The sequence below is a fragment of the Tamlana crocina genome (genome assembly GCF_012037625.1).
The window spans coordinates 144,983-157,141 of record NZ_JAAVJS010000011.1 but is presented as its reverse complement, the minus strand read 5'-3'; the positions used below and the strand labels follow the sequence as shown (position 1 = coordinate 157,141).

Sequence of the window (12,159 nt, the reverse complement as noted above, 5' to 3'; positions counted from 1 at the left end):
AAAAATCATCGTTCAGAAAATCTTCTTTCTTCATAAGTGTATAAAATTTAAAATTAAACAAAAAAAAATATCGAGGGTTGCAACCCTCGATATTTAAACTTTACACACTTAGTGAGATACTGCCAATTTAAATAATTACTTTTTCTTATCTTTTAATCAGATTAGTAATAGAACTCATTTAAACTTTTTTGTTTTGATTTTATTTAGGGTCAATACGATGAATGACAGATAGTTGGCCCTCTTCCATCTGGCCAGTGTCGTGTCGAACCTATTGAGCAGGGAGCGGAAACTGTCCATCCATGCGTTTGTCCGTTCCACGGCATACCTCTCATCGTACAAATCCCTGTCGAAATATTCGTTCCTATCGCTGCTGCCGTTCCTTTTATTGAAACATATATTGGCGTTGATTTCCTTTTTGGAACAGGCCGCTCTGAAATCCTTGGAGTCGAAGCCCGCATGGGCATTGAGGAACAGGCCTTCGATTTTGATGTCGGCCCTTTCCTGCGTTATGTGACCACCTCGAACTGGACTTCGGTATCGAACAGGTCGTTGTGGTTTCCCGAAACAGGCTCGGACATGGCCAAGGGCAGCCCCTGCCTTTCGGCTAGATAGAGGGCGTTGGTGGTCTTGCGCTTCTTGCGGCCTTGATAGTTCACTGATTCGCCGCCCCTTATGGCCGTGGTGTGGCCGCCATGAAAGGTCGAGTTCGCCCTTGTACCTCCGTAGGATCGCTGTCCAGCAGTTTTGGAACGTTCCGTCAAGGCACCACTTTCGGTAATGGTAATAGACCGATTGCCAGCATAGGGCCTTACGGGCAAAAACTCCCATTGCACGCCCGTTTCATCTTGTGGAGAATCGCATTGACGATCTCGCAAAGAACCGTAGGGGGAAATCCTCGTTTGGGAAAGGGGATGTTGGGCACTATTTCCATTTTTGTTGTATCTTTGTCGAGTACTTTGTACATGAGCTATGGGATTTATGTTCAGCGACACAAATGTCCGTAGCCCTTTCTTTCGATACAAAAAAAAGTTTAAATCACTTCATATTTTTTAAGTTTTATTTAGCCGAAACGGCTTTTTCTTTTTTATTAGAAAAATCTACTTCAATTTGATTTTTCATAATATCTTCAAACGTTTCGCGCTTTCTAATTAAATGGGCTTTATCGTTATGCCAAAGTACTTCAGCAGGGCGGAACCGCGAGTTATAATTGCTGGCCATCGAGAAACAATAAGCGCCCGCATTTTTAAAGCAAAGTACGTCGCCTTCAGTGATTTCTTTGATTCTTCGGTTGCTGCCAAAAGTATCGGTTTCGCAAATATAACCTACTACGGTATAAAAACGCTCACGGCCATTAGGGTTGGAAATATTGCTGATGTCGTGGTGCGACCCGTAAAACATAGGACGGATTAAATGGTTAAAGCCAGAATCTACCTGCGCAAATACTGTTGAGGTAGTTTGCTTCACGGCATTAACTTGCGTTAAAAAATAACCCGATTCGCTTACCAAGAATTTTCCGGGCTCGAATGCTAAGGTTAAATCTTTTCCGTAGTTTTTGCAGAATTCATTGAATCGTTCACTTAATTTTTGACCTAATTCTTCAATGTTCGTTTCAATATCGCCTTCTTTGTAAGGTACTTTAAAACCAGAACCGAAATCGATAAAATCGAGGTTTTTAAATTGCTTGGCCGTTTCGAACAAAATTTCGCTGGCGTACAGGAATACTTCAATATCCAAAATATCACTACCCGTATGCATGTGTATACCATTAATGGTCATTTTGGTATTTTCAACAATACGCAAAATGTGCGGTATTTGGTGAATGGAAATTCCGAATTTAGAATCGATGTGCCCCACTGAAATATTAGCATTTCCACCAGCCATAACATGCGGGTTGATGCGGATACAAACCGGAGTTTTTGGGTGCTTGGTACCAAACTGCTCTAAAATAGAAAGGTTGTCGATATTGATTTTAACCCCCAATTTGGCGGCTTCTTCAATCTCGTTTAAAGACACGCCGTTTGGTGTGAAAATAATCTGATCGGGCGAAAACCCAGCAGCCAATCCCAATTTTACTTCTTGAATTGAAACCGTATCAATTCCAGAGCCAAGGGATTTCAATAGTTTTAAAACAGAAATGTTCGATAATGCCTTAACTGCATAGTTTAATTTTAAGTGCTTTACATTTTTAAAAGCACCGGTAAGTCTTTTGTATTGTGCTTCAATTTTGTTGGCGTCGTAAACGTAAACGGGACTGCCAAACTCCTGTGCAATTTTCAGCAATTGATTTTCTGTCATGATTTCAAATTTTCGCCAAAGATATTTCATAAAACCTTATAACAAAGAATTCATCTAAAAAATTTATATAATTAAACAGAAAGTTAATTATTTAACAATTCGAAATATTTCAGGATTGGATATTAGCGGTTTTCGGCATTATTTATTAGGGTAAGTTATTGCTATTATATACATTTGTGATTCTTAAAACTTATCAAGTACATTATGAATTTACACGAATATCAAGGTAAAGAAATACTAAGCAGTTTTGGCGTACGCATTCAGCGTGGTATTGTGGCACAAAATGCCCAAGAAGCCGTAGCTGCAGCAAAACAATTAACAAATGAAACTGGAACCAGCTGGCATGTTATAAAAGCACAAGTTCATGCAGGTGGTCGTGGAAAAGGTGGCGGTGTAAAACTAGCCAAAAACTTAAAGGAAGTTGAAGAGCTAGCAGGCCAAATAATTGGTATGGACTTGGTAACCCCGCAAACCTCTGCAGCGGGTAAGCGTGTACACCAAGTTTTAGTGGCTGAAGATGTTTACTACCCTGGCGAAAGCGAAACCAGCGAGTTTTACATGTCTGTTTTACTTAACAGAAGTACTGGGCGTAATATGATCATGTATTCTACCGAAGGAGGTATGGATATTGAAACCGTAGCCGAAGAAACGCCTCATTTAATATTTACAGAAGAGATAGATCCTGCTGTTGGCATTATGCCATTCCAAGCTAGACGTGTAGCTTTTAATTTGGGCTTGTCTGGTACGGCGTTTAAGGAAATGACCAAATTCGTTACAGCTTTGTATACGGCTTATGTGAAGTCTGATTCTTCGTTGTTTGAAATCAATCCGGTTTTAAAAACCAGCGATAACAAGATTATGGCGGTTGATGCCAAAGTAACTATTGATGACAATGCCCTTTACAGACACAAGGATTATGTTAACCTTAGAGACATTCGTGAAGAAAGTGCCATTGAAGTTGAGGCTGGAGAAAAAGGACTTAACTATGTTGACCTTGACGGAAACGTTGGGTGTATGGTAAATGGTGCTGGTTTAGCTATGGCAACTATGGATTTAATTAAGCAAGCTGGTGGTGAGCCTGCAAACTTTTTAGATGTTGGTGGTACTGCCGATGCAGCTCGTGTTGAAGCCGCTTTCAAAATTATTTTAAAAGATCCAGCTGTAAAAGCGATTTTAATTAACATTTTTGGAGGTATTGTACGTTGCGATAGAGTAGCGCAAGGCGTTATTGATGCTTACAAAAATATGGGTAACATTAACGTGCCAATTATTGTACGTTTGCAAGGTACCAATGCCGATGTTGCAAAAGAATTGATTGACAATTCAGGTTTGGACGTTTTAAGTGCCACTGAATTCCAAGCAGCTGCCGATAAAGTACAGGAGGTATTGTCTTAAGCTTTTAGGTAATAAAATATTAAAAAGAGCAACTATAAATTAGTTGCTCTTTTTTTGTGCTTTCTTTTCGCCCTTTTTGGGCATTGGCCCGCGTAGGTGTATTACCAGTCCGTTTAAAAAGTTTCGTAAAATCTGGTCACCGCATTCCATATATTTGGGGTGGTCTTCCCGCCTAAAAAACGCACCGAGTTCACTTTTCGAAATCCTAAAATCAACCAATGCCAAAATTTTTACTATATCGTCATCGCGCAACTTTAACGCCACGCGTAATTTTTTCAAAATATCATTATTTGTCATGTGCTCTCTAGTTTATGTTATGTGGATAGTGCATTTCATCGATTTTTACCTGAAGGGCACTAAGAATTGACGTTTTCAACAGTAGCAAAGATACCTTAAAATTAGTATTGCCACGTTTTGTGTTGAAAATCAACTCAAAAAAACAATAATAAGCTATGAGTCAGTATTTTATAATTAAATGTTGCATTTTTGTTATTTTTTTAGAATTGACCAAATGCAATTTTATTAGCTGAATAAAATTCGCTAATGATGAAATAAATAAAATATACGATTAAATACGTATTGTTTTTCGATAAGCTACATTATATCTACGATTATAAAAGAGCCTCTGGTGCGTAACTTTATGATAAATTGATTTATCCATCGACAACATGATTAATAGAGTAGAAAAATTAAGTCTTTTATCTGAAATGATTGCTTTTGCAAAATATGATAAAGACATACGTAGAATAGAGTATAATTTTTTGCTGGGAGTGGCAAAACAACTTGATATAGCCCGCGAGGATTTCGATTATTTATTGGAAAACCCCGTTTCATATACCCATTTAAAATCGCACAGCGAGCGTATAGTTCAGTTCCATAGATTGGTGCTGTTAATGAATATTGAACAGGAATACCAAGGTGAAAACGAAAAAGCGGGAGTAACCAAACTTTATAATTTTGGATTGAGAATGGGGTTGAGCCATGAGTCCATTACTAAGGTTTTGTACTTGATGGACAGCTTCCCGAATAAAATAGTTCCACCAGATGTCTTAATAGACATTTTTAAAACACAGTATAATTAATCCCTTTTGTACTAAGATGTTATCTAAGTACTAATTAATAGTGTTGATAGCGCAACAATAGTTGTAAAAAATGAAAAGCTAAAAGGTTAAACTTTTAGCTTTTCTAGTTTTTCTTGATATACTTTAATTTCGTCCCGTAACTGGGCAGCTACAATAAAGTCTAAAGCTTTGGCGGCTTCTTCCATAGTTTTTCGCTTTTCGCGTATTTTTTTCTCTAACTCGGGTTTGCTTAAGTACTCGCTTTCCGGTTCGGCGGCTTTGGCTGCTTGCAGCTCATAGCTATAGGTACTCACAGAGTTTTTAGATAAAGCATTATCTAAACTTTTGTTCAATGCCTTTGGGGTGATGTTGTTGGCAGTATTGTAGGCCATTTGCTTTTCGCGGCGGTAATTGGTTTCATCAATGGTTTTTTGCATGCTGTTGGTAATCTTATCAGCATACATTATGGCCTTTCCGTTGAGGTTTCTGGCGGCACGCCCCACGGTTTGGGTTAAAGATCTTGTGGAGCGTAAAAAGCCTTCTTTATCGGCATCTAAAATGGCTACCAACGATACTTCGGGTAAATCCAAGCCCTCGCGTAATAAATTTACGCCCACTAAAACATCAAATAGGCCTTTTCGTAAATCTTGCATTATTTCAACCCGTTCCAAAGTGTCTACATCACTGTGGATGTAACGGCAACGAATTTGAATACGGTCTAAATATTTGGTCAGCTCTTCTGCCATGCGTTTTGTAAGCGTGGTTACCAAGGTGCGTTCGTCTTTTTCAACCCGTTGCTGGATTTCCTCGATTAAATCATCGATTTGATTTAAGCTTGGGCGGACTTCAATTATGGGGTCTAACAATCCGGTGGGGCGGATAATTTGTTCCACATAAACCCCATCTGTTTTTTGCAGCTCATAATCGGCAGGGGTAGCGCTCACATAAATCACTTGGTTTTGTAGTGCTTCAAACTCTTCAAATTTTAAGGGGCGGTTGTCCATCGCAGCAGGTAATCTAAACCCATAATCTACCAAATTTTCCTTTCGGCTGCGGTCGCCACCGTACATGGCATGCACTTGCGAAATGGTTACGTGGCTTTCATCCACTACCATTAAATAATCATCCGGGAAATAATCCAATAGGCAGAACGGGCGAGTGCCGGGCTGGCGGCCGTCCAAGTATCTCGAATAGTTTTCAATACCTGAGCAATATCCTAATTCGCGAATCATTTCTAAATCGAATTCGGTGCGTTCTTTCAATCTTTTGGCCTCTAAATGTTTTCCAATGTCTTTGAAATAATCGTATTGATTAACCAAATCGTCCTGAATGGCCTTTATAGCATTTTGAAGCACCTCGGGCGACGTCACGAACATGTTGGCCGGGTAGATATTCAATCGGTCGTATTTTTCAACAATTTTATTAGTTTGAATGTTGAACGATTCAATGTCTTCAACCTCATCACCAAAAAAATGAATTCTGAAGGCATCATCGGCATAACTAGGGAAAATATCCACAGTATCCCCTTTTATTCTGAAATTTCCGTGGCGGAAATCACTTTCGGTTCTGGAATATAAACTTTGCACCAACTGATGGAGCAACTTGGTTCGAGAAATTACTTGATCGCGTTTTAGGGTAATCACGTTCTTTTGAAACTCGACAGGGTTTCCGATACCGTAAAGGCAAGAAACGGAAGCCACCACTAAAACGTCGCGTCGCCCGCTTAGTAACGATGACGTTGTGCTGAGGCGCATTTTTTCTATTTCCTCGTTAATGGATAAATCCTTTTCAATATAAACGCCAGAAACAGGAATATAAGCCTCGGGCTGATAGTAATCGTAGTATGACACAAAATATTCAACCGCGTTATCTGGAAAAAACTGTTTGAACTCTGAATATAACTGGGCGGCCAAAGTTTTGTTGTGCGCCAATACCAAAGTAGGGCGTTGCACTTCTTCAATAACGTTTGCTACGGTAAAGGTTTTGCCCGATCCGGTAACACCAAGTAGGGTTTGGTATTTTTCGTTCGTTTCAATGCCTTGGGCCAATTTTTTTATGGCTTGAGGTTGGTCGCCGGTGGGTTTAAATTCAGAAGCTACTTTAAATTTCATCTGTTGTTTTTATTGCAATTTATTTGTCAGATGTAATTCGCATATTAAATCTTTAAATTATATCCGAGGTGCGGGTATGCTCATTTCATTCTACAAAATTAAACAAAATAAATGGCTATCGCTTTAAGGTGAAATGACCAGAAAAAACGCGTCCGTCTTCTAAAAATACTTTAAACCAATAATCGTTGGTGGGCAATATTTTTCCGCGAAATGTGCCATCCCAGCCTTCTTGTTGTACTGCGAGCTGTTTAATTAGTTTACCGTAGCGGTCGTAAATGTAAACTGTGCTGTTGGCCTGTACATTTGCATCAATTCCTTTAATATGCCAAAGGTCGTTAATGCCGTCGCCGTTTGGCGTGAAATATTTAGGATAGCCAATTACCGAAATGTTTAATGTAGCCACGCCACAAATATCATCTTTAACATGGATGGTGTAAAAACCAGCTTCAACATTTTCAAAAAAGGGCTCATCTTGATATTCGACAATATTAGAGTCTTCCCTTTGCAGGGCAAATTGATAATTGCCACGACCTAAGTTTGTGGTATCTATACTGACTGAATTGCGTTCTGAAATATCAATTACGGTAACGTCGTCTGGCGTGATGGTGGCCAGTTCTGATGCATCAACATAAATGTTTTCGGATTTTGAACATCCTGTGCCATCGGTTTTGGTTAGCGTAATGGTGTAGGTGCCCGGGGTAGAAACCGTAATGGTACTGTTGTTTGAAATGAATTGGTTGGTTTCGCTACCATCTAAACTGCTCCATAGCCATTCGTAGGTGAAAGTTTCAGAAGTGTTTTGTTCAAAAGGTTCAAGTTGGATGGAGAATGTCGGGTCTGAAGAACAAACAATTCTAGGCGTATCCACGGTAAAAACAGGCAATGGGTTAACTACTAAATCGATAAGGGTTGTAGCGATGCACTTGATGTTGTTGGGATTCACTATCCTGGCCGTAATAGTTTGATTTTCTGAAATAAGGGGATTGGGCAAGCTTGTGGCATTAGTGATTAGGTTGCCGCTTTCGTCAACATAGTCATAATACACTTCCATGTTGGTTTGAGTACCTAAAAGGGTACTTGTAAAAGTGGCGGTGTTGAACGGATAATAGCCATCGTTATCTATGTCGCCAGCGCTACCGTCGCAAAATACCTGGTCTGCTACAGGATTGGCTATGGGTTGCTCGTTAACCGTAAAAGTAACGGTGGTTTCATCGTAACAAGGGCCTTCGGGTGCCGAAGTAGTATTGTTTTCTACACGAACGGTAATGGTTTGGCTTTGGGTTAAAAAAGGATTTGGAAGCGGACTGGGCAAAGCAGAACCTGTTTCGTCAAAATACAACACCGTAAAATCTGCTGGGTTTTGTGCCCCTAAAATTTCGTTTTCAATTTGAGAGGTGTCGAAAGCAAAAACACCGTCAAAATCATCATCACATTCTGGTGCAATGATTACAGGATTTGCAATAGGTAGCGGTTCAACGGTTAGTAAAACATGTGGCCCCAAGCCTAAACAGTCATTCGAAATAGAGCTGTCTATGCGAACATAAATATATTGTGAATTCGGGTAGCCTATATTTCGGTAGTTAGAAATATCGGTGATTTCATTAATTTCTGCCAAGGCATCAGCTTCATTTCGGTAATAGCGCGGTGGCATGGGGTTTTGTCCGGCTGGGATAAAACTCATAATAGAAGCTGTTACACTGCTAAAATCAAACGCAGCAATACCATCGCGCTTGTCGTTATTGGCGTTGTTGTTTCCGTTGGCATCCAAAAAGTCATCACATTGGTTGAACGTAGCCACAAAACTTGAAGGTACCGATGTGGTAGAGACGCTTAATTGAATTTCGGATACTGAAGCACAACCATTCTGCCCTACAACGCGAGCCCAAACTACATCGTTATTAACGGTTCTATTTTCAAAAGTGGTGGGGTTTGCAATAAAATCGCTGCTGTTTTCATCTCCCAACGCTGCGGCGGCATCCGTTAAATAGTAGCTAAAGTTTTCGTTGGCCGCATTAGCGGAAATTTCGTTGTTGGCTTCAGTTAAATTGAAGGCACTGTAACCTAAATTTGCGGAGTCTTCGTCATCGCACTGAACAAGCGTTACAGAAGCGGACACTGTTGGTTTTGGTGCGACCGTAAAGTTGATATCTTCGGAATATAAGCCACAACTATTTCCGTTTCTATTTATAAATGCGCGGTACAAGTATCCATCAAAAGAAAGCGGTGTGTTCGATATGTTCAGGTTGAATGAATTGGATCCGCTATAAATGGCGTCATCGGATACCAAATTCCAGTTAGTGCCATTGTCGCTAGAGACTTCCCATTTTATGGTTTCGGCTTCGGGAGAGGATATGGATAGCGTGGTATCGGTTTCTTCGCAAATGGCCAATACAGCCGTTTGGGACGCTATGGAAAGGGGGGCATTATTTAAATAATCGCTGTTTGGCAGTGTGTAACCATCTGAAGCATTAATGACCAGCCCTGTGCCGGTTGTCGAATCTGGAGTAGTATCAACAATTACGGTAGTGTCGCCAAGGTAGCTGTCGCCATTGTCATCTGAAAACCCTGCTTCTAAGACGTCGCTACAGCCGTCGCCGTCGCTATCGAAATCTATATAATTGAAGATGCCATCGTTATCGGTATCGTCGAGCGTGTATCCAATAATATTGCTGTCTGGAGAAGTCTCTGCATGGTCAAACCAGCCGTTGGAGCCAAAGTTTCCGCCGCTGTCAATAATCCCGTTTAGATCTGTATCTGATAAAAGGCCTAATTGCCCAGTTTCATACAAATCGGTTAAGCCATCGTTATCACTATCGAGGTCGTAAAAATCAAAAATAGTATCATTATCAGTATCAAGGGGCATTATCGTAGCATCGAAGATATCGTCTAAACCATTGTTGTCGGCATCCGTTCCAGATAGAGTTACTAAGGTGCCTTGGTTTTCTACAATATCAGGAATGCCATCGTTGTCACTATCAAGGTCCAAACTGTCTGGAATACCATCAAAATCGTGGTCGTTATTGAAACAAGTTACTGAAAGCCCGCCGTTAAAAATGGAAGAAACCGTTCCGTTTTCTAGTTTGTGAATGAAAGTGAAGCCGTCAATTTGATTGGCTAAGAACTGATAAGGTTCGGCTCCGTTTGGGTTTGGGTTGATTTTAAAATGGATTTCGGAGCCAGAAATTTGTGTAATACCAGATTCAAAAATTCCATCGAAATTGGTGTCGATTAGTAAATGGTCGCTGGGGTCGACCAAGGTGATGTTTTTATTTATGGGTTGAATACTAACAATATAGTATTCGTCTTCAATATCGGTATTTGGAAGCGAAATGGTTTCCTCGAGTTTAATGTTTACAGATTCCGAAAATGTGATTTCATAGTTGTTTTCAGCACTTGTGGCATTGCCCAGGGTGCTGGTAAACCCTCCAGAACTGTTTCCGCTGAAGGTATTCATGTTTCCTGAGTTGTTTGTTTGGGTAAAGTTACCACTGGCTATGGTGTTATTTCGAGAGCCATCTTCAAAAATTAACTCGGGGGTGTTTAAATTGCTTAAGTTAATGGCGGCATTCCCTTTGGATTCGGTACAATTTAAAATACCATCGTTATCGTTGTCGATATCCAAATTGTCAATAATTCCGTCGTTATCCACATCATCCGGACAAATGCTTATCGGGATTTCTACCGATTCCAATTCTTCGCCGGTACAGGTAATAACGCCAATAAGTTTGTATTTTCCCGGTTGTGCCGGAGTGATTTTCGGGTTTGAAACCATTAAATCCACAAAACCGCTACCCGATCCGTCGTCATACATCCATTTAAAGCTATCAAAATTTTGGGTGTTGGCAGCTTGTAATGTAATGTTGGGAATACAGTTTCCGAGTGTGGTGAACTGGGCATCAAAATTGATTTCGGGAGCCGAAGGAAATCCCGAGTAAAAACTGCCCGAAGTTGCTGCACCGTTGTAGTTAAAATAGGCACAATATAACTCGTCGTCACTTTCCACTGAAATATTTCCGTTTAACCCCTTAACCTTATAAGTAATGTAATCGGGCTTGCCGGTTACGGGGCTTGGACTCACCGAAATAGGATTGTTGTTTATGGTTACAGTAGCACCTACTTTCGTTACAATGGATATACCCCCAGAATAATTCGTGCTCCCTATATCGTTAATATTGGCAATATTATTTAGGTTTCCGCGGGTTTCACAGCTTAATGGCGGTACAAAAAACATACCTTGGTTGGCCTCGTTTGGTGAGCCGTTGTTTCCAAGTCCTCCTACACCTTGGTAGGCAAAAACAGGTCGAGAGGTTTCAACATACATATTGCCATTGGAACTGTATTGGTTGCCTTCAATAACGTAATATTCACCTGAGTTTATATTTGCAATGGGTGCGTTGCCATTAATACTTATGGATGTATTGTCGGTATGGGCAACAATCAAAATATTTTCCCATGCATTATCGCCATCGCCTCGTACAAAAATATATTCAGTGCCTACTTTACTTAAATCTACAATTTGGTCTATTCCATAATCCCTGCCGTTACCTGAACCAAAACTTCCGTTAGCAGACCCGCAGTTAACAACAATAGGTTTGTCGGAATTGACTAAACAACCAATCAAGCCATCTCTGTTTACGGTCGAATCGAAACTATTTGTGGCAATGGTATAGCTTTCCCCTTCGTTTAAAATAGTATTGATTGGTGTAGCACCCGAATAATTTTTAATGATTAAACCTGCGGGAAGGTTACTGAAGTTTACGGTGGTATTGTCTTCCGTAGCCATTACCGAAACAAAATTTAGATAATTATCTTGCGGGTTTTGGTTGGTGTAGCTACCTACTCTAAATGTGGTTCCCAAAGCCGAAAGCCCTTTGCTTACCAAGGCACCGGCTTGCGCTCCACCACCAGCATTCATTCTTACAGATGCGTAAATAGGCGCTTCGGCTTCAATAATGTAACCTTTGTTGTTTGAAACCAAGCTGGTTTGTGTTGAAAGTATAAATAACTGTCCATAACCAGAGCCAATAGCGATTTCTCTAGGGGTAGTGTTCGATACCGTTCCTGTAATAAAATTTGTAGCTGGTTGCCCAATGGGAATTATAGTATAAGGTACGTTTGAATTGCTCGGCGTAGAAAGGTAAATGTACTGGTCTTCAGGGTTTGCATTGCCAAATGAGGCATTGGTTAATGGCGGGATATAGTGCTTTTTACTAAGTTGAGAATAACCATTATATCCAAAGAAAAGCATTATTAGAATGGTGAAAATGTTTAGAGAACAAATTCGAGGTAAAGCCTTA

6 protein-coding genes and 1 pseudogene are annotated in these 12,159 nt (G+C 40.3%); 2 read left to right on the top strand and 5 right to left on the bottom strand.

The window, feature by feature from the left end; translation table 11 throughout:
• Nucleotides 1-174: 174 nt before the first annotated feature.
• Both HC176_RS09740 and lysA read right to left on the bottom strand, forming a co-directional pair.
• Nucleotides 175-964 (bottom strand): annotated as a pseudogene (locus HC176_RS09740) (transposase family protein).
• A gap of 92 nt (nucleotides 965-1,056) precedes the next feature.
• On the bottom strand, nucleotides 1,057-2,295 hold the full coding sequence (gene lysA, locus HC176_RS09735) for a diaminopimelate decarboxylase (protein ID WP_167918005.1): 1,239 nt from the start codon (nucleotides 2,293-2,295) through the stop codon (nucleotides 1,057-1,059).
• A gap of 204 nt (nucleotides 2,296-2,499) precedes the next feature.
• On the opposite strand from lysA, the gene sucC reads away from it, so the two are divergent.
• Nucleotides 2,500-3,690, top strand: a complete 1,191-nt coding sequence (sucC, locus tag HC176_RS09730) for an ADP-forming succinate--CoA ligase subunit beta (protein WP_167918004.1) — start codon at nucleotides 2,500-2,502, stop codon at nucleotides 3,688-3,690.
• Between the two features lie 39 nt (nucleotides 3,691-3,729).
• Here the strand turns inward: sucC and HC176_RS09725 are convergent, their stop codons facing one another.
• Complete coding sequence (locus HC176_RS09725; protein WP_167918003.1) at nucleotides 3,730-3,987, bottom strand: DUF1456 family protein; 258 nt, start codon at nucleotides 3,985-3,987, stop codon at nucleotides 3,730-3,732.
• 371 nt (nucleotides 3,988-4,358) lie between these two features.
• Between HC176_RS09725 and HC176_RS09720 the strand changes: the two genes are divergently transcribed.
• Entirely contained in the window at nucleotides 4,359-4,772 is a 414-nt protein-coding gene (locus HC176_RS09720) for a TerB family tellurite resistance protein (protein WP_167918002.1), read from the top strand.
• Nucleotides 4,773-4,858: 86 nt separating this feature from the next.
• Here the strand turns inward: HC176_RS09720 and uvrB are convergent, their stop codons facing one another.
• Nucleotides 4,859-6,862, bottom strand: a complete 2,004-nt coding sequence (gene uvrB / locus HC176_RS09715; RefSeq protein ID WP_167918001.1) for an excinuclease ABC subunit UvrB — start codon at nucleotides 6,860-6,862, stop codon at nucleotides 4,859-4,861.
• 115 nt (nucleotides 6,863-6,977) lie between these two features.
• Nucleotides 6,978-12,110, bottom strand: a complete 5,133-nt coding sequence (locus tag HC176_RS09710) for a T9SS type B sorting domain-containing protein (protein ID WP_167918000.1) — start codon at nucleotides 12,108-12,110, stop codon at nucleotides 6,978-6,980.
• Nucleotides 12,111-12,159 lie beyond the last annotated feature (49 nt).

Excerpts from the sequence above, each read along its gene's own strand:
- HC176_RS09725 (WP_167918003.1), bottom strand. The coding sequence starts at position 3,987 with ATGACAAATAATGATATTTTGAAAAAATTACGCGTGGCGTTAAAGTTG.
- uvrB (WP_167918001.1), bottom strand. The coding sequence starts at position 6,862 with ATGAAATTTAAAGTAGCTTCTGAATTTAAACCCACCGGCGACCAACCT.
- HC176_RS09710 (WP_167918000.1), bottom strand. The coding sequence starts at position 12,110 with ATGCTTTTCTTTGGATATAATGGTTATTCTCAACTTAGTAAAAAGCAC.
- lysA (WP_167918005.1), bottom strand. The coding sequence starts at position 2,295 with ATGACAGAAAATCAATTGCTGAAAATTGCACAGGAGTTTGGCAGTCCC.
- sucC (WP_167918004.1), top strand. The coding sequence starts at position 2,500 with ATGAATTTACACGAATATCAAGGTAAAGAAATACTAAGCAGTTTTGGC.
- HC176_RS09720 (WP_167918002.1), top strand. The coding sequence starts at position 4,359 with ATGATTAATAGAGTAGAAAAATTAAGTCTTTTATCTGAAATGATTGCT.